Raw genomic sequence first — 24,214 nt, forward strand, 5'->3', positions numbered from 1 at the left:
CCGCTGCGCTGAGGCCCCCTGCCCTGCAAACCCGCTGGTGCAAGGCCCCGCCGCCGGAGTCGCCGCCGCCCGGGCTGCCGACTGCCCGCTAATCCGCTAATAGCTACGGCTGCCCGGGAGGCCGTAGGCGCCTGGGCTGTAGGGGCTGCTGTAGGGGCTGCTGTAGGGGCTCGTGTGGGTGTAGCCGGGCAGCTCTTGTTTCAGGTTCTGGTCGCGGCTCGGGTGCTTGGTGGGCGCCGCGGGTTCGCCTGCGGCGTCGCCCGCCGCTGCGACGCTCGAGCTCGGTTGCCCACCCGCGCGCGTGCCCTCGAGGTCGGGCGCGGCCCAGGGCGCGATCGCGCTCGCGTTGCTCACTCGGCCGGTGCTGGGCCCGCCGGCTGCGGTCCACGGGCGCTCTTGGTGGCTAGTCCTGCCGGCCGGCCTCGCCTGTGCACGCCGGTCGGTCCGCGCGCGATCCGCCGGGCCCCTGCCGGGGAAAATGCTGGGGGACAAGCTTTCGTGATCTGCGCCGCGCGGCAGCGAGAACTCCCAGCGCCGGTCCTGCTCCAAGCGCGGCCTTGCCAAGGGCGATGAGGCCTCTCGATTGGGCACGTCGAAGCGCTTCGTGCTGGGCGCGGGGCGTGGGGCCAGGGCGCGGGCTTCAACGCCCACGGGCGTGCTGGGTTCGACGAGATCGGCCGAAGCGCCGTTGACCGCTGTGGTGAGAATGATGGCGAGAAAGGCCGCCATTTAGGGGCTCCGACGGACGAAAGCCGCCAAAGAGCGCGGATTGTAGGTGAACGTCCGACAGATGTCAAGGCTTGAGCGCCTCAGAAGACGGGGAAGAACTGCGGCAGCAGGTCGTGCAGCAAGAGCAATTCGAGCGCGGCCAGGCTCAGGAAGGGTCCAAAGGGCAAGCGAGCCGCGCCGAGCCGCGTCTCTTCGGCTGCGTCGTCGTCGCCGGGACTCGAGGTCGGCGCCGCGTCGGGGTCGGGCGGCACCGCGTCCGTCGCCGCGCTCAGCGGGCCGGTGGCGAGAGGCTTCGCAGCGGCGAGGTCGCGGCGCCGGCGCGCGCTGCGGCGCAGCCAGAGCAGGGCGGTCACGCCGATCAGCGTGCCCTGCAGCGAGGCGAGAAATAGCGTGGGCAGCAGGGCCTGCCAGCCGAGCAGGCCCGCGATCATCGCGAGCTGCTTCCCATCACCGTAGCCCATGCCCTGCCGGCCGGTCAGCAGCTCCCAGCCGTCGGCGATCAGGCGCACGAGCAGATAGCCTCCCGCCGCACCGATCACGCCGTCCCAAAGGTGCGGCAGGGACATCCAGGGCGACAGGGCCACGGCGAGCGGGATGCCGGGGTAGGTGATCGCGTTGGGGATGCGCATCGTCGCCAGATCGATCAGCGCCACGGCGACCATCGCGACGGCGAACAAGGAGGTGATGGCGAATTGCGCGGTGCGCAGCCCCGGCGGCCCGGACGCGTCGACGAAATAGACGCGGTGCAGCGCGATCGACAGCCCCGCCAGGCCGAGCTCGACGAGCGCATAGCGCGGCGAGAAGCCGGCGTCGCAGTGCCGGCAGCGCCCGCGCAGCAAGAGGTAGCTCAGCACCGGCAGGTTGTCGTACCAAGCCACCGCGCGATGGCAGCTGCGACAATGCGAGGGTGGGCGGACGACAGATTCGCCCCGCGGTAGGCGGACCACCACGACATTGCAGAAGCTGCCCCAGATCGCGCCCCAGAGGGCTGCGATGGCGGTGCCCCAGGGTCCGCCGAGGACCTGCTCCCAAAGCGCATATGAGTTCATCGTCGGCCTTTCAGCGGGTCGCGTCGATTGTTGACAATTCGCGCCGAGACGGCAAACTTCCCTGCTCAACGGCCCATGCCGGCCTGACTGCTGACGGGCGATGTTCAATCCCACGCAATTCGGTCAATACCTGCTTAGTGAGCGCATTGGCGTGGGCGGGATGGCTGAGATCTTCAAGGGCAAGCTGCTCGGCCTCGGCGGCTTCGAGCGGCCGATGGCCGTCAAGCAAATCCTGCCGCAGTACGCCTCCGACCCTGACTTCATCGAGATGTTCATCGATGAGGCGAAGATCGCGGTCAACCTGCAGCACGGCAACATCGTCGGCGTGCATGAGCTCGGGCGCATCGGTGAGATCTACTTCATCGCGATGGAGTACGTGCACGGCCACAATCTGACCGAGATCATCAGCGCCGCGAGCAGGCGGGCGCTGCCGCTCTCGGTGGATCACGCCGTGCTGATCGGCATCGAGATCTGCAAAGGGCTCGACTACGCTCATCGCCGCTCCGATCAGCAGGGCCGCCCGCTCGGCGTGGTGCACCGCGACCTGAGTCCCGGCAACGTGATGGTCTCCTTCGACGGTGCCGTCAAGATCACAGACTTCGGCATCGCCAAGGCGCGGCATAAGCTCGGCAAGACAGCGGTTGGCGCGGTCAAGGGAACCTACGGCTACATGTCGCCCGAGCAGCTCGCGGGCTACCCGGTCGACAACCGCACGGACATCTTCAGCACGGGCATCCTGCTCTTCGAGCTGCTGACCGGGCAGCAGCTCTTTCCGGGAAGTACGGACCTCGAGGCGGTCGAGCGCGCGCGCCAGGCGCGGGTCACCCCGCCCTCGCTGGTCTCCGATCGCGTTCCGCCGGGGCTCGACATGATCGTGCTGCGCGCGCTCGAGCGCGAGATGGACGATCGTTATCCCGACGCCAACGCGATGCAGCTCGCGCTCTCGCGCTTCCTCTTCACCAGCGGGCGCGGTGCCAGCTCGACGACGCTCGGCGCCTACATGCGGGAGCTCTTTCCCGCGGAGGACGAGCATGAGACGCGGGCGGCAGCGACCTCAGTGGAGGCTCCTGAACGGAGTCCGGCGCAGGCCGCTGCGCCGCCCGACGGGCGCGCTGGCGGCCGCGGGCTGAGCCCGACGGGCACGCAGTCCTACGCGCTTCGCGCCGAGCTCGTGCAGGCGTCGGCGGCGGCGGGCGAGAGCCCCGGGGCGCATGGAACGGTGCGCGCGGTGGTGGCGGTGAAGGGCGCTCGAGCGGAGGAGACCCTGGCGCTTCCCTCGCTGGCCGACGCCCGCGTTGGGGCTCTCGGCGTCGCGCCGACGGCCGCGCAGCTCGCCCCAGCGGCGGCCTTCGCCGCGGCGCTGGTCAGCGCCGAGCGCGAGGCTGCCGGCGGCGGCCCTGGCGCGCCCGCGGTGGGCGGCATCGCGCCGGCGGTGGGCGGCGTCGCGTCGTGGCCAGAGCGCGAGCCTGCCGAGGGCGGCGAGGCGTCTCGGCGGCGGCGGACGGCGTCATTCACCCCCTCCGAGCTGCCTGCCGCACAGGGTGGCCGTCGGCTCGGCGCCGCGCCGGGACGTGGCGAGTGGGCCGGGCCCGAGGGGGGAGCCGCGCCAGCCGGCACCGATGCCCATCCGCTGCCCACCGCCGCGCCGCGCAGCGAGGGGCCGCGCCCGCCGCGCAGCGACGCCTCCGTGATGGCGCTGCTGATGCAGCCGGTCGCCACCTCGAAGCCCGCGGTAGCGGCGCCGGCCTCCGTGACCTTCGCGTCGTCGGAGTTCAGCGCGGACTCGCCCTCAGCGTCCTGGAACTCGCTGCCCTTTCCCCCGCCAGAGGCCACGGCGGAGCCGGCGGCCGCCTTCGCGCCGTTGGGGGGAGGCGGCCACGCGGGCGAGAGCCCGCTCGCTCGGCGCAATCTGCTTTCGGCGACCATGCAGCTCTTCGTGCGGGACTTCGGCGAGATCGACTCGGACGCCGTCGGGCGCGCGCAGGCGGCTCGCGCCTCGCACGTGGTCAAGCTGACGCTGCTGAGCTGGGTCCTGATCGGCCTGATCGTCGCGACGGCGGTGTCCTTTCTCGTCTATCGCAAGACGCGCCTGACTCAGAGCGACCTGGACGACGGGACCGCCTTGCTCTCGCCCGACGACCTACGGGGCAGCGGGGCAGCGGGGCGGCCGGCCCCGACGGCGCCGCGGCGCGGGACGATCGCGGTCAGCGTCGACCCGGCCGATGCCGTGGTGTTGCTCCATGTCGGCGACACGCCCGCGACGGTCGGAAACCTCGACCTGGGTCGGCCGCACCTGCTGCGCCTCGAGCGCGAGGGTTATGCTGCCGTCGAGCGCACCCTCTCGCCGGCGGAGCTCGCCGCGGCGCAACGCGTCGAGGTCGCGTTGCAGCCGACCGGCGCGGGTGCGGAGCAGGCGACGACGGTGGGTGCCTTTCCCGAGGGCGCGAGCGTGGGTCGTCGCGCCACCGTGACGGTGAGCTCGGATCCGCCCGGCGCGACGGTTTGGCTGGCCGTGGGTCGCGGAGGGGCTGAGCTCTCCGACGTGCCCGTGGCGCGCTACTACTTCAAGGTGATGCGCAGCGGCTATGAGGTCGCTTTCGTCAGCCTCTCCGAGGCGCAGTTCGACGAGACCAGCGGTGTCGCGCGCGAGGCGGTGAGCTTGGCGCGCCTTGAGGCCCCCGTTGCGCCGGCGACGCCGCCCGCGGCACCCACGCCGATCCCCACGCCGGTGGTGCGCAAGCCGAGCCGGCGCAGCCAACCTCCAGCGCGTGCGCGGGCTGCGACCCGCCGGCCGCCGCGCGCGCGCCGGGAGCCAGCCCCACAAGATCACTTTGCCCAGTTGGGCCGATTGAATCCCGTCACCGGCGACCGCGAGACCTGAGCCGCTTGACTGCGAGCGAGTCTCCTCAGCGCCATGAGCGCGTCAATGGCCGCTGGACGGTCCGCGAGCTGCTGAGCTGGACGGCGGAGCGCTTCGCCGCGCTCAGCGCGTCAGCTCGGCTCGAGGCGGAGCTGTTGTTGGCGCATGGTCTCGGCGTCGATCGACTCCAGCTCTATCTCGATTTCGACAAGCCACTGACGGCAGCGGAGCTGCGCATCTATCGCGAGCTGGTTCGGCGCCGCCTGGCGCGCGAGCCGGTGGCGTATATCCTCGGCGCGCGCGAGTTCTGGTCCCGGCGCTTCGCGGTCTCTCCCGCGGTGCTCGTCCCTCGGCCCGAGACCGAGCTGCTGGTCGAGGAGGCGCTCGACTGGCTGCGCGCGCGGCTGGCCACCACAGCGCAGCCCTGCGTGATCGACGTCGGCACGGGTTCCGGCGCGATCGCCGTGGCCGTCGCGCTCGAGCTTCCCGCGGCGCGCGTTTGGGCGGTCGATCGAGCGCGTGCTGCAGTGACCGTGGCGCGGGGCAACGCGCTGGCGCATGGCGCGCCCGTGCGCTGGTGTTGCGCTGATCTCCTGAGCGTGTTTGCGCCGCGACCGACCTTCGATCTCGTCCTGGCGAATTTGCCCTATATCCCAAGCGATGAACTGGCGCGCTTGGCCCCCGAGGTTCGGGACTGGGAGCCGCGATCCGCGCTGGACGGTGGTGGCGACGGCCTCGACGCGATCCGCGCGCTCGTCTGCCAGCTCGGATCACGCCTGCGGGCGGGCGGGCAGGTGCTCCTCGAGGTCGGTGCTGGCCAGGCGCGGGAGGTCGCGGGGCTCCTGGAGGCCTCGGGCTGCGAGCAGGTGTCCGTCCGGCGCGACCTGGGCGGAATCGATCGGATCGTCGGTGGGTCGTGGAGCGGCCGCTGAGGCTTCCGGGGCCGGGCTGCTCTAAGCTGGTCGGGGTTTCAGGCGCCCATCTGGGGCACGCGAGCGCGGGGGTGCAGTGATGGTTGGACGGCGGGTTTCGATCGGGCTGCTGGTTGGCGCGCTGGCGGCGGGAAATGGCTGCTCGCCTTACCTGGTGCGCAGCCTCGCCAATGCTGCGGTGCTTACCGCAGTGATCGTCGGTACGGCCCATGTGATGGCCCACCACGACGCGCACATGCACTTCCACGACTGCGGCCACCACCGGCGCTGGCACCGCGGGCATTGGGTCTACTACTACGATGGCCATTGGGAGTACTATGAGCCGCGCCGCCGCAGCTGGCACTACTACGCCGAGCCCGACGCTGAGGACGAATCCGACTACGGCGAGGACTGATTCGTCGCGCGCCGCGCAGGGCGATCGAGCGCCGGATAGCCATAGGTCGTGGGATCGAAGAAGGCCGGCACGAGGTCTTCAAAGCCGTCGAGGACCAGCCGCTCGCGGAAGGTCGGCAGCACGCCGGTCGGCGTCAGTTGCCCAACCACACGGTCGCTGCGAGCCCCGCGCCGCTGCTGGAACGCGAAGAGGTCCTGAACGCGGTAATCACCGCGGTCGTCGAGCGGCAGCACCTCACTGATCGCGGTAACGCGCCGCGAGCCGTCGCGCAGTCGCGCCACGCAGACCACCAGATCGACCGCCGACGCGACCTGGGCGCGGAGGGCGCGCAGCGGCAGTCCGACCTCCGCCAGCAGCGCCAGGCTTTCGAGGCGGGTCAGCGTCTCCAGCGAGCTGTTCGCGTGGCAGGTGCTGATCGTTCCGCCGTGGCCGGTGTTCATCGCCTGCAGCAGATCGAAGCATTCGCCGCCGCGGACCTCGCCGATGACGATGCGGTCTGGGCGCAGCCGCAACGCCGAGTTCAGCAGGTCGCGGAGCGAAATCGCCCCGCGCCCCTGAGCGTCGGGGGGGCGACTCTCGAGCGAGACGAGGTGGCGCGAGCCGAGCTGGAGCTCGGCGGAGTCCTCGATCGTGACCACACGCTCGTGGGCTGGAATGAAGGCCGCCAGCGCGTTGAGCAAGGTCGTCTTCCCGCTGCCGGTGCCACCGGCCAGCAGCAGGTTCTTCTGCGCGAGGATGCAGACCTCGAGCCAGCGCGCGGCCTCGCCGGATAAGGCGTCGAGGCGGACGAGGTCCTCGATTCGCAGCCCGCCAGGGTGAAACTTGCGGATGGCGACCACCGGACCGCCGCGGGCTAAGGGTGGCAGCACGACGTGAATGCGCGAGCCGTCGGGGAGGCGCGCGTCGAGCCGCGGCTGCTGCTCGTTGAGGGTTCGGCCGACGAACTGCGCCATGTTGCGTGCGGCGGCGAGGAGGCCATCGGCCGTGAAGCGACGGCCGGTAGGCTCGAGCCTACCGGCGCGCTCGACCCAGATCGCGTCGGGGCCGTTGATCAAGATCTCCGTGACCTGCGGGTCGTCGATGAAGTCGGCGATCGGCGCGAGGAAGGCGCGGAGGGAGGTCGAGAAGAGCGACCCGAGCGTCGGTCTCGTCGGCGGGGAGGTCATGGTCAGAGCAGCGTGCCGCGGAGGAGGACGTTGGCCAGCGAGAAATAGAGCACCAGTCCGGTGACGTCGACGAGCGTGGCGACGAGAGGGGCGGAGGCGCTCGCGGGATCGAAGCCGAGGCGGCGCAGCAGGAAGGGCAGCATCGAGCCGGAGAGCGTGCCAAAGGTGACGATGCCGATCAAACTGCCGCTCACGGTGGCCGCCAGCAGCAGGTAGTGCCTTCCGTAGCTCTGGAAGAGGAGCTGCCAAAGGATGATGCGCAGCAGGCCGAAGAGCGCGAGCACGCTGCCGAGCGTGAAGCCCGCCGTCAACTCGCGGCGCATGATCCGCCACCAGTCACGCAGCTTGACCTCGCCGAGGGCCATCGCTCGAATGACCAGCGTCGCTGCCTGCGAACCGGAGTTGCCTCCGCTCGAGATGATCAGCGGCACGAAGAGCGCGAGCACCACCGCGCGCGCGACCGCCTGCTCGAAGTGCGCCATCGCGCTGGCGGTCAGCATCTCGCCGACGAAGAGCACGCTGAGCCAGACCGCCCGCGCGCGAATCATCGTCCAAAGGCTGGTTTGCATGTAGGGCTGATCGAGCGCGGCGAGGCCGCCGAACTTGTGGACGTCCTCGGTGGCCTCCTCCTGGACGACGTCGACGATGTCGTCGATGGTCACGATGCCGCGCATCCGCCGCTCGCCGTCGAGGACCGGGACGGCCACCAGGTCCTGCTGCGCGATGATGCGGGCGACCTGCTCCTGGTCCATATCCTCCGGGACGGTGACGACCGCCGTCTCCATCACGTCGCGCACCAGCGCTGACGGGGCGGCGGTGAAGAGATCGCGAAACGACACGACGCCGAGCAGGTGTTGCTCCGAGTCGAGGACATAGGCGTAGTAGAGCGTCTCGAGCCGCGTCCGCGCCTGTCGCCGCAGGTAGCTGATCGCCTCGTCGGCCGTCATTTCGGGCCGCATCCGGGCAAAGCGCGGACTCATCAGGCCGCCCGCCGCGTCCTCGGCGTAGGCCAGCAGGGCCGTGACCTCGCGCCGCGTCGGATCGTCGAGCAGCTCCATCAGCGTGTGGCGATCCTCCGGCGGAACCTCCTGCAGCACGTCGGCGCTGTCGTCGGGGGCGAGCATACGCATCCAGAGCCGGCGCTCGCCAGGAGGGAGCCCCATCAGGATGGCCGCCTGATCGAGCGGCGCGAGCGCCAGGAAGAAGTCGTCCGCGCCTTCCGAGTCGAGCATGCGAAAGCCGAGCACGCGATCCGTCGGGGCGAGGATCGGCCAGATCTCGCGTAGATCGTCCAGCGCCAGGCGCTCATTCAAGGGAGGAGAAACCATCGGTCCACCTCGGCAGCGTTCGGTATATCCCTTCGCGATCGCGCGGTCACGTTTGTCCTGCAGGCGGTGACGCCGCGGCCGGGCGCGGCGCGGCGACTGGACCCGGGAGCGGGCGGGGCGTGTCAGTTTGTCAGGGCGAATTGGGGCGTGTCATGATGCCCGCGCGCGACCATGACACCACCGACTATCCTTGTCGTCGACGATGAGCCGAGCAATCGTGAGTCGCTCGAGCGCATCTTCCGGCGCGAGGGACTCGCCGTCGAGACCGCGGCCGATGCAGGCGCTGCGCTCGAGCTGCTGCGACAGCGACCGATCAACGTGATTCTCACCGACCTCGTGATGCCGCAGCTGAGCGGCGTCGATCTGCTCAAGGCGGTGCGAGCGCTCGCCTCCGAGACCGAGGTGGTGCTGATGACCGCCTACGGCACGGTCGAGAACGCCGTCGAGGCGATGAAGCAGGGTGCCTACGACTTCGTGACCAAACCGCTGAAGCGGGCGCAGATCGTCGCGGTCGTGCGACGCGCGCTGGAGAAGCAGTCCCTGGTCGCCGAGAACCGGACGCTGCGTGCTCAGCTCGAGGCGACCCAGCGGCGGGCGATCGTCGGCCATGGCTTAATCTGGCGCCGCACGATGGAGCTCGTGGCCCAGGCCGCCCCGAGCTCGGCGACCGTGCTGCTCTTGGGCGAGAGCGGTACCGGCAAGGAGCTCTTGGCAAGAGCGATCCACGACGGCAGCCCGCGGCGAGGCAGCCCCTTTATCGCGGTCAATTGCGCGGCCTTGCCCGATTCGATCCTCGAGGCCGAGCTCTTCGGCTACGAGCGGGGCGCGTTTACCGGCGCCGTGGCGCGCAAGGACGGGCGCTTCAGCCTGGCCCATGGCGGCACGCTCTTCTTGGACGAGATCTGCGAGGTCAGCCCGCAGGTGCAGGTCAAGCTGCTGCGGGTGCTGCAAGAGGGCGAGATCGACCGCCTCGGTGGGCGGACGGAGAAGGTCGACATCCGCCTCGTCGTGGCGACGAACCGCGATCTAGCGGCGGAGGTGCGGGTCGGGCGCTTCCGCGAGGACCTCTTCTACCGGCTCAACGTCATCGCCGTGCACCTGCCACCGCTGCGCGAGCGGCGCGAGGACATCGCGCTGCTCGCCGATTTCTTCCTGCGCCGCTACGCGGATAAGAACGGTAAGCAGCTCCATGGCATCGCCAGCGCCGCCAGCGAGCGCCTGGCGGGGCACGACTGGCCCGGCAACGTGCGCGAGCTGGAGAACGCGATCGAGCGCGCCGTGGTGCTCTGCAAGGGCGACGTGATCGGGCCGGAGGATCTTCCCGCCGATGTCCGCGGGGGGCTCGGCGGGGGTGCGGCCGGCTGCATCACGATTCCGATCGGGACCCCGATCGATGAGGTCGAGCGTCGCCTGATCATCGAGACCCTCGGCCACACCAAGGGGGACAAGCGGCTGGCCGCCCAGCTGCTCGGCATCGCGACCCGCACAATCTACCGGCGTCTCGAAAGCGCGCGGACGCCGAGCCCCGAGGGCGCTGACGCGGAGCCACCCGACCCCTCGGAGGCGTGACAACCTGGCGGGCTGCGCTCCGGGGCTGTGCCAAATTGGCGGAGCCTCCGGCGGGGCGCCTCGCCTGCCGGAAAAAACCATCCTGGTTATCATCGCTTGAATCGGAGAGGCCGTGGCACTCCGCTTGCTACTGCGGAGCGTGGGTGGATGATGCCGGCAGCGCGCCGGAGGCTCAATCCGGGCGGGGCCGATGGAAGCTATTCTGCGCAAGCACTTCTGGGTCGTCTACCTGGCGCTGATCGCGCTGGGCGCCTATTTCGCCGCTCGCACGCTCTCCCAGGTGATCGCGGCGCAGATTGCCGTGCCTCGGTCGCGCCCCACCCAGCTCGTGGGTCAGGCCGCCGCACCCCAGCTCCCGCGCGCCGTCGACTGGGACGCCGTCGCGGCGCGCAATGTCTTCTGCTCGGCCTGTGCGCCGCCGGTCATCGAGGCGTCGACGGGCCATGAGGCCGGCGATGGCGCGGGCGGAGGGGTGGCGCCAAGCGAGCCCACCAAGAGCGCGCTCAACCTCCAGCTCCTGGCGACGCTCGTCAGCAACCGCGATCCGGCCTGGTCGCTGGCCGCGCTCTACGATCCAACGGCGGGGCGCACCCGCGTTGCTGGCGTCGGCTCTGCGCTCGAGGGCCTGACCGTCACCGAGATTCGCACGCGGCGAATCGTCCTGTTAGAGGGAAGTCGGCACGAGTACATCGAGCTCGAGCAGACTGGCGGCTCGGGGGGCCCGACGCCGGTCGCGTCGTCGATGCCTCCCCCGGCGATGGCGGGGGGCGGGACGGATGAGCTCGGCTCGCAGATCGCTTCGGGCGTGCGGGCGACGGGGGGCACGAGCTGGGAGATCCAGCGCAGCGCGCTCAACCGCGTGCTGACCAACACGACCTTGCTGGCCCGCTCAGCCCGCATCATCCCGAGCATTCGCAATGGAAAGCCCGATGGCTTCCGCATCGTCGGTATTCGCCCGGGCAGCCTCTATGCCCTGATCGGGATTCAGAACGGCGACCTGATCCAGGCGATCAACGGCCTGCCGATGACGACCCCCGAGGCCGCGCTCGAGGTCTACACCAAGGTGCGCAGCGCCTCGCACCTTTCGATCAGCTTCAACCGCCTGGGCAAGCCACTGACCCATGACTACGTGATTCGGTGATTCCATGACGATTCGGACGACCTTCCCTCCCTCGCGCCTCGGGGGGCTAACCCTCTCCGCGCTGCTCGTCGTGCTGGCGCTCGGGCCGCGCAGCTTGGCGCAGCCCGTCCCGCCGCCGGGCCCGGATAATGCGGCACCCAAGGTGCTCGACCGCGTCGCACGCCGCGAGCGGCGCTTGGCGGCCGACGCTGACCAGGCGCGGCGGCGCCAGGCGCGCGCCCTGCGCCGCGCCGAGCGTGGGCTCACCACCGCCGGAGGCGCGCAGGACCGCGCCGCCGCGCCCCCGCAGCCCCCGGCCAGCACTGCGCCTGCCGCCAGCGCGCTGCCGCCCGCGGCCGCGAACGACGCTGCCACCGCGCCGGGCGAGCGCGAGTTCAACGAGTGTTTGCGTGTACCGGCGGGGCGTCGGATCAAGGTCACGCTCAAGCCGGAGTCTGATCTGGCTGACCTGGTCGGCTGGATCAGCGCGATGACCTGCAAGCAGTTCATCGTCGCCGCGGCACTTCGTGGCCAGAAGGTGACGCTGGTCTCACCCCTGCCAGTCACCGCCGGCACCGCCTATCATGCGTTCATCAGCGCGCTGGAGGTGATGGGTCTGACGGTGGTGCCGTCTGGGCGCTATCTCAAGGTCGTGCAGAGCAATTGGGCGCTGCAGTCGCCGATCGCCACCTACACCGACGGCGACACTCGGCGGCCGCCCAACAGCGACGAGATCGTGACCCAGATCGTGCGAGCGCAACACGTCGACGTCAACGAGCTGCTCGTGGTGCTGAGCAAGCTGAAGTCGCGCAACGGCGATGTGACGGCCTACAAGGCGACCAACTCGCTGATCATCACCGACAGCGGCAACAACATCCTGCGGATGCTGAAGGTGCTGAAGGAGCTCGATGTCGAGGTCGGCGGCGAAAAGATCTGGGTCGTGCCGATGCGCACCGCCGACGCGAGCGAGGTGCTCAAGATCCTGCAGCAGGTCTTCACCGGCGGGGGGGGCCAGGCGCCGCCGCCCGCCATGCGGGTCAAGCGTCCGCGCGAGCAGCAGCCGCGGCCCTCGCCCGTCGAAGGTGCCGAGGTCGACGAGCTGAGCGCGGTCAGTGTCTCGAAGATGGTCGCGGACCCGTTGACGAACTCGCTGATCATCGTCGCCGCGCCGGGCTCCTATCTGCAGATCGCCGCGCTGATCAAGCGGCTCGACGTGGAGAGCGAAGGCGTCAATCAACGCATCCACGTCTACTACCTGGAGAACGCCGCGGCCGAGGAGGTCGCGACGACGCTCTCGAGCCTGACGGCGGGTGGCGCCGCGCGGCCGAGCGGCGCGAAGGCTGGTGCGGCCACCCTCTTCGAGGGAGAGGTCAAGGTCACCGCCGACAAAGCGACCAATTCGCTGGTCATCGTCGCCTCGACCAAGGATTACCTCAGCACGCGACGCGTGATTCAGCAGCTCGACGTGCCGCGCCGCCAGGTCTTCGTCGAGGCGGTGATCATGGAGGTCTCGCTGAATAAGGATCGCAAGCTCGGTCTTGGGTTCCATGGCGGCAAGCTGATTGGCTCGACCGACAAGACCCTGCTCTTTGGCGGCCTGCTGACCCAAGAGCTCAATTCGGTCCTGCTCAGCCCCGCTGCCCTCAGCGGCCTCGCGGCCGGGGCGCGCGGCCCGGAGATCGAGGGCTCCAGCAAGCTGCTGGGGCTATCGGCGAATATCCCCGCCTTCGGGCTGGTGCTCCAGGCGCTGCAGACCAACGGCAACGTCAATGTGCTTTCCTCGCCACACCTGCTGACCACTGACAACCAGCAGGCCGAGATCGTCGTCGGCCAGAACCTTCCCTTCCCCGGCGGGGTGCTCGGGGGCTTGGGTCAGCTCGCCGGACAGGCCGCGGGCGCCGCCGGCTTGGCCAGCTCACTGCTTCCGTCGATTTCGGTGCAGCGGCAGGACGTCGCGCTCAAGCTCCGGCTCACGCCGCACGTCAACGAGAGCGACGTCGTGCGGATGGAGATCGAACAGGAGGTCTCGGACGTCATCAGCGCAAACTACAACCAGCTCGGCCCCGCGACCTCGAAGCGCGAGGTCAAGACGACGGTCGTGGTGCGTGATCAGCAGACGGTCGTAATCGGCGGATTGATGGCGGATACAGTGCGCGAGACCGAGAGCAAGGTGCCGATCCTGGGTGACATTCCGGTCATCGGCGCGCTCTTTCGTCAGACCCAGCGCTCAGTGCAGAAGACCAACCTGATCATCGTGCTAACGCCTTACGTGATTCGCGACCAGAACGACCTGCGACGGATCTTCACCCAGAAGATGGAGGAACGGCGCGAGTTCATCGAGCGCTTCACCAGCTTCAGCGCGCCGGAGGTCACGCATGCCGTCGACTACCGTCATAAGCACGGGCTGCTGGCGGAGATGCATCGCGTCGGGCTGCAGGCCGAGGAGGACGCGGCCTTGCTCGAACAGGCACGGAAGGCCACCGATCAGCAGGTGGAGCCGGTGGACCTGCCCGCTGGCGTGAGTTCGGCGGAGAGCGATGCGGAGGGCGCGACCAGCTCAGAGCCGGCTGCTCAGGCGGGCGAGGCGCCGGCACCGCCCGAGGATCCGCGCTTCCGGGCACCCCCTCCCCCTGATGGGCCCAGCCCCGATGGTCTGCCGCCGCCACCGGTGCCTGGCCCATGACGCAGGAGCAGGCCTTTGCCGCGATCCTGCTGCGCGACAGCCCGCTGACGCGCGAGCAGCTCGAGCAGGCGATGGAGGCCCAGCGGCTGGAGGGTGGGACGCTCGCCGAGACCTTGCTGCGACTGCGCATCTTGCCGGAGGAACAGGTGCTGCGGGCGCTGGCGCAGCACCTGGCGCTCGAGTTCACCAGCCAGCTCGACCCCGAGGTGGTCGACGCCGGGTTGCTCGTCGACCTGCCGATCAACTTCGCCAAGACGCACTTGGTGCTGCCCCTGCATCGGGAGGATGGTCGCGTTCGCGTCGCGCTCGCCAACCCACATGCGGTCTTCGCCGGGGACGACCTGCGCACGCTGCTCGGCGCCGAGATCGTTCCGGTGCTGGCGACCAGCGAGCGCGTGCTCGACCTGATCAACCGCGTCTACGCCAAGCGCACGGGCACGGTCGAGCTCGAGCAGAGCGAGGAGTTCCAAGGCAACGCCGAGGAGCTGGTCGACATCATCGACGTCACGGATGAGGCGCCGATCATCCGTTGGGTCAATTCGCTGATCTTCCAGGCCATCAAGGAGCGAGCCTCGGACATCCATATCGAGCCGGGTGAGCGTGAGGTGGTGGTGCGCTACCGCATCGATGGCGTGCTCTACGAGGTGCGGCGCGCCAACCGCAACTACCTGCCGAGCATCGTCGCGCGGGTGAAGATCATGGCAGGGCTGAATATCGCCGAGAAGCGCCTGCCGCAGGACGGTCGCATCCGACGACGCATCGCCGGCAAGGACATCGACATGCGCGTGGCGACGGCGCCAACGGCGCGCGGCGAACGGGTCACGATCCGTCTGCTCGACAAGTCGACCGTCGTCTTGAATCTGGCGGAGATCGGACTCGACCCGGCGCATCTGGCGCAGCTCGGCGAGTTGATTCGGCGCCCCAACGGCATCTTGTTGGTGACCGGCCCGACCGGTAGCGGCAAGACGACGACGCTCTACGCCGCGCTCTCGGCGATCAATACCCCGGACAAGAACATCCTGACGATCGAGGATCCCGTCGAGTACCAGCTCGAGGGCATCAGCCAGACGCAGGTCAACCCGAAGATCGACCTGACCTTCGCCAACGGCCTGCGCTCGTTCTTGCGGCACGACCCCGACGTGATCATGGTCGGTGAGATCCGTGATCTCGCCACCGCCGAGATCGCGATCCAGGCCTCGCTGACCGGTCACCTCGTCTTCTCGACGCTGCACACCAATGACGCGCCGAGCGCGATCACGCGCCTGGTCGACATGGACGTCGAGCCCTTCCTCGTCGCTTCGTCGGTGATCGGGCTGGTCGCCCAGCGCCTGGTGCGCAAGGTCTGCCCGGAGTGCAAGCGCTTGCGCGCCGCGACGGCCGACGAGATCGCGGGGCTTGGATTGAGCGCCGACCAGTTCCATGCCGAGGCCGTGGCCGATCACGCGTTCAAGGACGCGAAGCGCCCGGCGCCGCCAGCGGGGATGGTCTATCAGGCGGTCGGCTGCCCGGCCTGCCTCGACACCGGCTACGCGGGTCGCGTCGGCATCTACGAGTTGATGCTCCTCGGCGAGGAGGTGCGCGCGCTGGTCTTGAAGCAGGCCGACGCCAACGCGATCAAGCGGGTGGCGGTCGGTCAGGGCATGCGGACCTTGCGGATGGACGGGGCGCGCAAGGTGATCTGCGGGCTGACGACGATCGAAGAGGTGATGCGGGTCACGCAGGAAGACTCGGTCTGACGCGATGCCGGCCTATGCCTACAAGGCGCTCGATGCGCGCGGGAGGAGCTGCAGCGGCACGCGCGACGCGGAGAGCCCGCGCGGGCTGCGCGCGCTGCTGCGCAAGGAGAGCATCTTCGTCACCGAGCTACACGAGACACATCTCGAGCCGGTGGCGAGCGGCAGCGCGCTCAAGCGCGAGGTGGACTGGAAGCGCTTCTTCGATCGCGTGCAGCCGCGCGACGTGGCGGTGCTGACGCGCCAGCTGGCGACGCTGCTACGTGCGGGCATACCGCTGGCGGAGGCGCTACAGGCGCTGCTCGAGCAGAACACCTCGGCCTTGTTGGGACGCGTGCTGGCCGTCGTGCGGACGCGCGTCAACGAGGGCACGTCGCTGGCGGAGGCGCTCTCGGTGCACGGCGAGGTCTTCCCCGAACTCTACGTCAGCATGGTGCGGGCGGGCGAGGCCGCGGGGAATCTCGAGCAGGTGCTGCTGCGCCTGGCTGATTTCATGGACGCGCAGGTGCGCCTGCGCGGCAAGGTCGCCGGCGCCCTGACCTACCCCGCGGTGCTGCTGGGCGTCGCGTCGATGGCGATCTTCATGCTGATGAAGGTCGTGGTTCCGAAGGTGACGGCGATCTTCGCCGATGTCGGGCAGGCGCTCCCTTGGTACACGCGCTTGCTGGTGGCGAGCAGCAACCTGATCAGCGGCTACTGGTGGTTGCTCGCGGCGCTCGGGGTGGTCGCCTGGCGGCTCTTTGCGCGCTGGCGCCGTACGCCCAAGGGTCGCGCGCGCTGGGACCGCTGGGTGCTCGGCTTCTGGCTGGTCGGGCCCTTGGCGCGGATGGTGGCGATCAGCCGCTTCTCGCGCACGCTCGGCACGATGCTCGGCGCGGGCGTGCCCTTGCTGCAATCCCTGGAGATCGTCAAGGCGATCCTCGGCAATCGCGTGTTGATGGACGTCGTGGACCAGGCGCGGGAGGCGATTCGCGAGGGCGAGAGCATCGCCGAGCCGCTGGCCCGCAGTCGAGAGTTCCCACCGGTGGTGACGCGGATGATCGCGGTCGGCGAGCGATCCGGACAGCTCGAGAGCATGCTCGCAACCGTCGCCGATGCCTATGAGACCGAGATCGACCTCAAGCTTGGCCGCCTGACCACGGTCCTTGGACCGCTGATGATCGTGGTGATGGGCGCAGTGATCGGCTTCATCGTTTTCGCGATCTTCATGCCGATCTTCCAGATGAATGACCTGATTGGCGGGGAGTAGGCGTCAGGCGCGCCGTGGAGGAGCTCATGGAACGGACACTGCACGTGTTGGGGATCGGTGGTGGGTGGCGCCGGGCGCAGCTTTGGCGCGCGGCACGGGCGCAGCGCGTGCGGGGCGCCGCCAGCGAGGGGTTCACCCTGATCGAGATCATGGTGGTGGTGATGATCATCGGATTGATCGTCGGTTCAGTCGGTTTCGTCGCCTTCAACCGCTTCAAGACCGCCCAGATCAAGAGCGCCCAGGCGATCGTCAAGACCGTCGAGGGCGCGATCGAGATGTACATGATGGACCACAACGGCGAGTGCCCGAAGAACGTCGGGGAGCTCCGGTCGCAGCGCATCCTCAGCAAAGAGCCCAAGGATCCGTGGAATGAAGTGATCATCTTTCGTTGTCCAGGCGAGAAGAACAGCGATGGCGCCGACGTCTTCTCGAAGGGGCCCGACAAGAAGGAGGGGACGGAGGACGACCTGAAGAACTGGGAAGAGTAGGCGCAGCGCATGTCTGCCCAGCGGAGATCGCCGGTGCCCGGCGCGCGCGGGGTCGCGTCGCCGGGCGCGCCTGGCGCGGCCGCCCAAGGCTCTGCGCGCGCAGACCTTGCGCCGGCGCGGCGACCCGTCGCGGCCGCTGGGTTCACGCTGATCGAGCTGATGGTCGTGCTCGCGGTCGTGGCGTTGGTGACGGGGGCGGCGACCGTGTCGTTGCGCTCGGTGCTGCAGAGCGAGCTGCGCAGCGCGGCCGCGCGGACGGCCGGCGCGCTGGCGGCGGCCTTCGACCGCGCGGCGATGAGTGGACGGACGGTGCGCGTGGCGATCGATCTGGACCAGGGGAGGCTATGGCTGGAGACGGCCGGCCGCGGGGTGGCTCTCGGGGCGTCGCCGGGCGCTGCCGGCGGGCGTGAGGCGTCCGCGGAAGCCTCCACGGACCCAGCGGAGGCGGAGGCGGAGGCGGAGGCGGAGGCGGAGGCGGAAGCCGACGCTGAGCAGGAGCAGGCGGAAGGCGGGGCGAGCGCCGGTGCCGCAAAGCTGCCCCTCGGGCTCGGCGGGGCAGCAGAGGACGAGGCCCCGGCTGGGATCGACCCCGCAGCGCTGTTGGCGGCCCATGAGCGCGACCTCGAGCCCCTGCGGCGGCCGAAGCCCCGGTTTCGCGCGGTCAAGGGTGCCGCTGGTGCTCGGCAACCGCTCGGCCGCGGTGTGCGGATCGAGGCCGTGCTGACCCCCCGCATGGTGGAGCCGCAGACCAAGGGGATCGCGTACATCCATTGCTTCGCTCAGGGGCTGGCGGAGCCAGCGGTGATCGTGCTGCGCAGCGGCGAGGACAGCTTCTATTCGGTGACGCTTCACCCGCTCAGCGGTCGTGCTCGGGTCCATGCCTGCCGCGTGCCGCTGCCCCACGATTTTGGGGATGAGGAAGCTGCTGCGCTGCTCGACGGACAGCAGCCCTGTGAGGGGAGTTGATGTCACGTCCCGAGCGGCAGTCGCGCCGATCGCGCGGAGCGCGGGCCACGTCGGCCGAAAGCTCGGGCTTCACCTTGGTCGAGGTGATGGTCGCGCTGGCGATCCTGGCGCTCGCGCTGACGGTAGTCGCTGAGGCGCAGCAGGCGGGCATGCGGCGCACGCTGCGCGCCCAATTCGTCACCACCGCGACGATGCTGGCGCGCGAGAAGATGATCGACGTCGAGGAGCGACTCTACGAGAAGGGCTTCTCCCAGTTCGAAGAGGAGCAAGAGGGTGACTTCGAGGGCGAAGGACTGGAGCGCTTTCGCTATCGCGTCACGATCGACAAGGTCGAGCTGCCGAGCGGCCTCGATGCGCAGGCATTGGCGGGGGCCCTCGGCGGGAGGGAGGGCAGCGAGGGCTCGGCCGGCGGCGCTGGCGGGGCGACGGCGATCGGAGGCCAGCTTCTCGGAGGCCAGCTCGAGCTCTTCCGTACGGTGCTGGAGCAGTCGATCCGGCGCGTCTCCCTGCAGGTGCTGTGGCGCGAGGGGCGCAGTGAGCAGCAGGTGCAGGTCGACGCCTACTTCACAGATCCGTCGCTCGTCGGCGGAGGCGCGATGGGGGGCCTCGCGGCGCCTGCGGACAGCGCGGCGCGTGGGCCTGGGGTAGCGCGATGAAGCTGGGCGATGCGCAGCAGCGGCGCCCGAGACGCCTCGCGGGCACGGCCGCGGCGCGGACGAGGTCCGCGGAGGGCTTCACGCTGATCGAGGTGCTGCTGAGCATGGCGATCATGGCGATGATGGCGGCGCTGGCCTGGGGATCGTTCTCGGCGACGGCGCGCAGCAAGACGCTGGCTGAGCGCTCGATCGGGCGCTATCAGCAGGTGCGCACGGCGCTCAACCGGATCGCGCGCGAGCTGGCGATGGCCTATCTCTCGAAGAATGACCAGAGTGGAGCGCTGCACCCGCGGACCCGCTTCGTTGGCAAGCGCGGCAGCAAGGTCGACGAGCTGACCTTCTCGACGCTGGCGCACGTGCGACTGCGTGAGAACGCGCGCGAATGCGACCAGAGCGTGATCCGTTACACGGTGGCGCCGGGCCCCGCGGGGCGCGCGGGTCGCCAGCGCTTGTTGCGGCGGGAGAGCCCGCGGCTGGGCAGCGAACGCGAGCCCGAGGAGGATGGCGCGGCCTATGTCGTGCTCGAGGACGTCCGCACGCTGCGCTTCGAGTACTACGATGCGCAGGCCAAGGAGTGGCGCGAGGAGTGGAGCACCATGGCGGCCGACGGTCAGCCCGACCGGCTGCCCGAGATCGTCCGCGTCGTGCTCACCGTGGTCGATGAGCGCGAACGCGAGCGGACCTTTCGCACCGCAGCACGAACGTTCTTGAGGGATCCGCTGTGGGTATCATCCGCCGTCGATTGAGCAAGCACGATCAGGGCGTCGCGCTGGTGGCGGTGGTCGTGATGGTCGCCGTGATCGGCGCGCTGAGCGCCGACTTCGCCTTCGGCGTGCGCGTCGATTACGCGGCGGCGGCGAACGCCCGTGACGAGCTGCGCGCCCATTATCTCAACCGATCGGCGATCAACCTGGGGCGGCTGCTCTTGCGGGTCCAGACGCAGATGATCGAGCCCAATCGACAATTGCTCGGTGGCTTCGACCTGCAGCTCCCCGACTACGCGTCGACGCTGCTGGCGGCCTTTCAGGGGCGCGAGGGCGCTGAGCTGCTCGGGGGGCTCTTCGGGGTCGCGCCGGGGGACATCCGCGGCCTCGGGCTTGGCGCCGGGAGCTTCGATTTGCAGATGCAGAGCCTCGATGGCCGCCTCAACCTCAACTGCGCGGGGGGGCCGAATCCGGGTGCGCCTGCGGTCCTGCGCCTGGCGGCGGGCGTGGCCGCGCTCTTGGCCCCGCGGCGTTACGATCGCCTCTTCGAGCGCATGGACGATCGCGGCCAGTACAACGACCGCTTGACCGTGCTGCGCGCGATCATCGATTGGGCCGACCAGGATCAGCAGCTCTTCGGTAGCAGCGCGGCCGAGGACTACCGCTATGAGGAGGGCAAGGACGGCTATCGGACGAAGAACCAGTACTTCGACACCCTCGAGGAGCTGCGGCTGGTCCGGGGCGTCGACGAGGATTTCATGGCGGCGTTCGCCGATCAGCTGACCGTATATGGTGGGTGCCGGCCCAATATCGCGCTGATGGGCATGCCGACGATCATGGCGCTGATCACGCAGTTCGCGGCTGTTCCGACCGATCCCGGGCTCGAGTACCGCAACCTGGCCTTGCTCGCGCGCTACGTCTACGAGATCGGTCAGCTCCGCGGCTTCAGCAAGGTCAAAGACCTGATCGATGCGGTCGAGGATCCGATGGGGCAGCTCAGTCTGGGCAGCGCGATAGCCGGCCTGCTCGGGCAGGGGAAGTCGGAGCCGCCGGAGGGACTGCCGCCCGTGACTGGCGTCAAGCTCTCACCGAAGGTCGAGGAAGCTGTGGTGGCCGGCCAGCCGCGCCGAGTCTGGCGTATGGTGGCGGAGTCCACCGTTGGCCGCGTGCAGAAGCGGCTGACGGCGGTCTGGGATCAGGGCCTGATTTCGATGCAGGCGAGCCGGGCCAACAGCGGACCGGGCGGGTTCGTCTATTGGCGAGAGGATTAGGGCGATGAGTCAGCGCGTGTTCGGCATCGATCTCGGTGCACACAGCGTCAAGGTTGCGGAGCTGGAGGTGGGCTTTCGCACGGTGCACCTGGCGCGCTTGCAGACGCTGGAGCTGCCTCCCGGCGCAGGCAGCGCGCTGACGCGCGGGCTGCAGGTGCTTGGGGACGCGGTCAGCGTCGGTCCCGGCGACCTGCTGAGCGTGGGCCTGCCGGGGGATCGTGTGCTGATGCGCCTGCTCGATGTGCCCTTCACCGATGCGCGCCGGGTGCATGCGTTGGTGGGCAGCGAGCTGGCGGACGATCTGCCCTGGGAGCTGGACGAGCTGGTCTTCGACCAGCGTGTCGTGCGAGCGGGCGGCAAGGGCCTGGCCGGGCAGGCGCTCGTCGGCGCGGCGCGACGAGATGAGCTGAGCGAGTTGGTGGCTCAGCTCGCTCAAGCCGGCCTCGCGCCGCAGGGCCTGATCGTTGCGGCGTCGAGCTACGGCAGCCTCTTGCGCCGCCTCGGCGAAGATCAAACCGTGCTGATCGTCGACCTCGGGCATCTCCACACCAACCTCGCCTTGCTCGTCGCCGGCCAGACGATGCTCGCTCGCTCGATCTCGCGCGGTGGCCACCAGATCACGGAGGCGCTGCGCAGCACCTTCCAGCTCGACTACCACGAGGCCGAGCAGTTCAAGCATGCGCATGCGCGCGTGGTCGATGATCCCCAACCGCTCGGCGCCAGTGAGCGGCGGGTGGCGCAGATGACGGCGCAGGCCATCGCCCCCGTGGTGGGCGAGGTGCGCCGGACGCTCGAGCTGGCGGCGAGTCGACTCGGGCTGCAGCCCGATCGCGTGCTGCTCTGCGGGGGTACGGCGCAGCTCCAGGGCTTGAGCCGGTACCTGGCGATCGAGCTCGAGCGCCCGGTGGAGCTGCTGAGCCTGGCCGCCGACCCGGACCTGGGTCGCGCCGACCTGACGCCGGAGGCGCAGCTCGTCGGGGCGCTTCCGCTGGCGTTGGCGCTCGAGCACGGGCGCCGGCAGGCGCTCGATCTGCGCCGCGACGAGCTGGCCTTTCAGACCAGTCGCTCGCTCGCCCGTGAGAAGGCGCTGCCACTCGGCATCGGGCTGGGGGTGGTGCTATTGCTCGCGGCGCTGAGCGTGGGTGCCTCGCTCAACGCCGTGCGCACCGAACACGCGGCGCTGAGCGCCGAGCTGCAGCGGAGCACGCGTCGGGTCTTGGGCGAGGCAGTCCGGGATCCGGAGCTGGCGACGCGCCGGGTGCGCGTGGGCGCGCGCCCGAACAAGCAGGCGATCCGCATGACCACTGCAGCCGAGGTCTACGGGCTGATCGCCGACCGTCTACCCGCGCGTGGTCAGGTGCAGCTCGATGTCACGCGGCTCGAGATCAAACCAGGGAAGACAGTCCTGCGGGGCACGGCCGAGACGCGCAAGGCAGTCGGCGAGGTGGTCGAGGCGTTGCAGCAGGAGCCGTGCTTCGCCGAGGTCAGTTCGGGGCGAATCTCAGAGGTGGCGGAAGGCAAGAAGCAGTTTGCGTTGACCTTGACGACGAGCTGCTTCTGACGCGGCGGGCGCAGGAGAGGATCATGGCCATGCGGGGAATGGGTTGGGTCGAGGCGCTCTTCGACGATGCACGCGGGGCCTTTCAGCGGCTCGCGGCGCGCGATCGGCTGCTCGTGTTGGCGCTGGCCGCGACCTTCTGTCTGCTCGTGGTCGGCGGCGGCGCCTACCTGCTCTTCGCGGAGATCTCCGAGCTCGGCGAGGAGAGTCGCGCGATGCGAAAGGCGCTGATCGAGCTCGAGCACTATCGTGAGCCCTATCGGCAGGCGCAGCAGCAGCAGCTCGCGCTCGCCCAGCGCGTGCCACCCGTGGCGCTCGAGCTCAACGAGTTCCTCGAGGGCGCCGCTTCGGCCGCGGGCGTGAAGATCGACGAGTCGAACGAGACCGCCTCGGCCGCTGTCGGGCCCTACCTGCGCAGCGGGCTCGAGGTCAAGGTGCGGAAGGTGAAGGTCGGGGAGCTCGGCAAGCTCCTGGGGCGCATCGCCGCGACGACGCAGCATCTGGTCCAGGTGCGGGAGCTGAGCGTCAGCACGCGCTGGGGTCGGCCTGACGAGCTCGATGTCGAGCTGGTCATCGCCACCTACAGTCGGCAGCCGCTGAAGGCTGCCGGCCGTGAACCACGCGAGGGAGGGTAGAGCGGATGCGACTCGGCCAGCGGACGCATAGGGCGCTCAAACTGACCGGCTACGTCAGCTGGGCGCTCTTGCTCTTCGTCCTCTTCCTCTACCAGACCCTGCCGCTGCACCGCGTGCAGGCGTTGGTCGAGGGTCAGACCTTCGTGCTCGGCGAGTGGAGCGTCGAGGTGGCCGCGATCGGCGGCATGAGCGCTCGGCCGCCCTTCGCGTTGCGGGTCGAGGGGCTGAAGCTGCGGGTGCACCAGCTCCCAGGCCGCGCGCGGCGCGCGGGCTACGGCGGTGCCACCAACGCCTTGCTCGCACCGGCGGCGCCAACGGCCGCTGCCGGGCCGCGGACGCAGCTCGTGGTGATCGACGAGCTGGGGGTCGCGCTCGGCTTGTCGACGGTGCGTGCCGTGCTGCAGCGGAGCACGGTGGCGGGGCTCCTGGCCCAGGCCGACGTCGACGTGACGCTGCGCGGGCTCGGAGGCAGCGCCGAGCTGAGCTACCGCGCGACGCCGCGGGAGGGCGCGCGCCTGCGGCTCGAGGCCGAGGGGATCGACGCGAGCCAGGTGCCTCAGCTCCAGTCGCTCGGTCCGCCCGTCAGCGGACGGCTGGGCGCGGCGATCGACCTCCGCGCGCCCGGCGGGCGCTGGGCGGAGGCCGCCGGATCGATTGACCTGCAGTGCAACGGCCTGGCGATGGGCGACGGCAAGGCGAAGCTCATCGTCCCGAGCAATCCGCTCTTGGCGCTCGGTCTGACCTTCCCGCGCCTGCGGCTGGGTCGGCTCAGCGGGCGCGTGCGCGTCGAGAAGGGGCTGGTGCAGCTCGGTTCGCTCTCACTGCGCAGCCCGGACCTCGAGCTGCGGGTCGATGGCACGATTCAGCTGCGCGATCCGCTGCTCTTCTCGGTCGTCGAGGCCTTTGCGCAGTTTCGCATCGGCGCGGATCTGATGCGCCGCGAGTCCACGCTCTTTGCCCCGCTCGACCTGGCGCTGGGCGCGGCGCGGCGGCCCGACGGCTTCTTCGGCCTGCGGATCTCTGGGGCGCTGCGCGCGCCGCTCGTGATTCCGAGCCAGCAGCCCGCCCGCGGCGCCTGAGGGGCGATCAGCCGCGGCGGGCGGCGCGAGGCGATGGCCTCGGTG

Annotated in this window: 19 protein-coding genes and 1 pseudogene; 16 read left to right on the top strand and 4 right to left on the bottom strand. The window is 69.8% G+C overall.

Annotation, left to right across the window (positions count from 1 at the left end; all coding sequences use genetic code 11):
• Positions 1-96 precede the first annotated feature (96 nt).
• Together IPL40_02150 and IPL40_02155 are read right to left on the bottom strand one after the other, a co-directional pair.
• Complete coding sequence (locus tag IPL40_02150) at positions 97-354, bottom strand: hypothetical protein (protein ID MBK8479966.1); 258 nt, start codon at positions 352-354, stop codon at positions 97-99.
• A gap of 455 nt (positions 355-809) precedes the next feature.
• Positions 810-1,778, bottom strand: coding sequence for a prepilin peptidase (locus tag IPL40_02155; protein ID MBK8479967.1), 969 nt, complete (start codon positions 1,776-1,778; stop codon positions 810-812).
• A gap of 160 nt (positions 1,779-1,938) precedes the next feature.
• Here IPL40_02155 and IPL40_02160 point away from each other — a divergent pair, with 160 nt between their 5' ends.
• The 3 genes from IPL40_02160 to IPL40_02170 all read left to right on the top strand — a co-directional run bounded on the left by IPL40_02160 (position 1,939) and on the right by IPL40_02170 (position 5,964).
• The gene (locus IPL40_02160; protein ID MBK8479968.1) at positions 1,939-4,659 is read left to right on the top strand and encodes a protein kinase; all 2,721 of its coding nucleotides are present in this window, start codon (positions 1,939-1,941) and stop codon (positions 4,657-4,659) included.
• Positions 4,660-4,664: 5 nt separating this feature from the next.
• Positions 4,665-5,570, top strand: a complete 906-nt coding sequence (prmC, locus tag IPL40_02165) for a peptide chain release factor N(5)-glutamine methyltransferase (protein ID MBK8479969.1) — start codon at positions 4,665-4,667, stop codon at positions 5,568-5,570.
• A 79-nt stretch (positions 5,571-5,649) separates the two neighbouring features.
• Complete coding sequence (locus tag IPL40_02170; GenBank protein MBK8479970.1) at positions 5,650-5,964, top strand: hypothetical protein; 315 nt, start codon at positions 5,650-5,652, stop codon at positions 5,962-5,964.
• On the opposite strand, the gene IPL40_02175 is transcribed toward IPL40_02170, so the two are convergent.
• Both IPL40_02175 and mgtE read right to left on the bottom strand, forming a co-directional pair.
• A complete protein-coding gene (locus IPL40_02175) occupies positions 5,949-7,130 on the bottom strand; it encodes a CpaF family protein (protein MBK8479971.1) in 1,182 nt (393 codons plus the stop codon). The two genes, IPL40_02170 and IPL40_02175, sit on opposite strands and share 16 nt — an antisense overlap.
• Before the next feature lie 2 nt (positions 7,131-7,132).
• Positions 7,133-8,458: a magnesium transporter gene (gene mgtE, locus IPL40_02180; protein MBK8479972.1), complete on the bottom strand. Its 1,326-nt coding sequence runs from the start codon at positions 8,456-8,458 to the stop codon at positions 7,133-7,135.
• Positions 8,459-8,629: 171 nt separating this feature from the next.
• Here mgtE and IPL40_02185 point away from each other — a divergent pair, with 171 nt between their 5' ends.
• The 13 genes and pseudogenes from IPL40_02185 to gspN all read left to right on the top strand — a co-directional run bounded on the left by IPL40_02185 (position 8,630) and on the right by gspN (position 24,169).
• A complete protein-coding gene (locus tag IPL40_02185; GenBank protein ID MBK8479973.1) occupies positions 8,630-10,027 on the top strand; it encodes a sigma-54-dependent Fis family transcriptional regulator in 1,398 nt (465 codons plus the stop codon).
• A 190-nt stretch (positions 10,028-10,217) separates the two neighbouring features.
• Entirely contained in the window at positions 10,218-11,168 is a 951-nt protein-coding gene (locus tag IPL40_02190; protein ID MBK8479974.1) for a hypothetical protein, read from the top strand.
• 4 nt (positions 11,169-11,172) lie between these two features.
• Entirely contained in the window at positions 11,173-13,830 is a 2,658-nt protein-coding gene (gene gspD, locus IPL40_02195; protein MBK8479975.1) for a type II secretion system secretin GspD, read from the top strand.
• Positions 13,827-15,566 (top strand): type II secretion system ATPase GspE, encoded by a 1,740-nt coding sequence (gspE, locus tag IPL40_02200; protein ID MBK8479976.1) that lies wholly within the window; start codon positions 13,827-13,829, stop codon positions 15,564-15,566. The genes gspD and gspE overlap by 4 nt, the downstream gene beginning before the upstream one ends.
• Before the next feature lie 4 nt (positions 15,567-15,570).
• Positions 15,571-16,812: a type II secretion system inner membrane protein GspF gene (gene gspF, locus IPL40_02205; GenBank protein ID MBK8479977.1), complete on the top strand. Its 1,242-nt coding sequence runs from the start codon at positions 15,571-15,573 to the stop codon at positions 16,810-16,812.
• A 26-nt stretch (positions 16,813-16,838) separates the two neighbouring features.
• Positions 16,839-17,300 carry a type II secretion system protein GspG gene (locus tag IPL40_02210; GenBank protein MBK8479978.1) on the top strand — a complete coding sequence of 154 codons (462 nt, stop codon included), beginning with the start codon at positions 16,839-16,841 and terminating at the stop codon, positions 17,298-17,300.
• Between the two features lie 9 nt (positions 17,301-17,309).
• Positions 17,310-17,516: pseudogene (locus IPL40_02215) on the top strand (prepilin-type N-terminal cleavage/methylation domain-containing protein).
• Positions 17,517-18,265: 749 nt separating this feature from the next.
• Entirely contained in the window at positions 18,266-18,922 is a 657-nt protein-coding gene (locus IPL40_02220; protein ID MBK8479979.1) for a prepilin-type N-terminal cleavage/methylation domain-containing protein, read from the top strand.
• A complete protein-coding gene (locus tag IPL40_02225) occupies positions 18,919-19,668 on the top strand; it encodes a prepilin-type N-terminal cleavage/methylation domain-containing protein (protein ID MBK8479980.1) in 750 nt (249 codons plus the stop codon). Before IPL40_02220 ends, IPL40_02225 begins: the two co-directional genes overlap by 4 nt.
• Positions 19,644-20,897, top strand: a complete 1,254-nt coding sequence (locus tag IPL40_02230) for a general secretion pathway protein GspK (protein ID MBK8479981.1) — start codon at positions 19,644-19,646, stop codon at positions 20,895-20,897. Before IPL40_02225 ends, IPL40_02230 begins: the two co-directional genes overlap by 25 nt.
• Before the next feature lie 4 nt (positions 20,898-20,901).
• A complete protein-coding gene (pilM, locus tag IPL40_02235) occupies positions 20,902-22,458 on the top strand; it encodes a pilus assembly protein PilM (GenBank protein MBK8479982.1) in 1,557 nt (518 codons plus the stop codon).
• A gap of 23 nt (positions 22,459-22,481) precedes the next feature.
• Positions 22,482-23,090: a hypothetical protein gene (locus IPL40_02240; protein ID MBK8479983.1), complete on the top strand. Its 609-nt coding sequence runs from the start codon at positions 22,482-22,484 to the stop codon at positions 23,088-23,090.
• A 5-nt stretch (positions 23,091-23,095) separates the two neighbouring features.
• Positions 23,096-24,169, top strand: a complete 1,074-nt coding sequence (gspN, locus tag IPL40_02245) for a type II secretion system protein GspN (GenBank protein MBK8479984.1) — start codon at positions 23,096-23,098, stop codon at positions 24,167-24,169.
• The last annotated feature ends 45 nt before the right edge of the window (positions 24,170-24,214 follow it).

This window comes from Pseudomonadota bacterium (genome assembly GCA_016711215.1).
Taxonomy (GTDB): domain Bacteria; phylum Myxococcota_A; class Polyangia.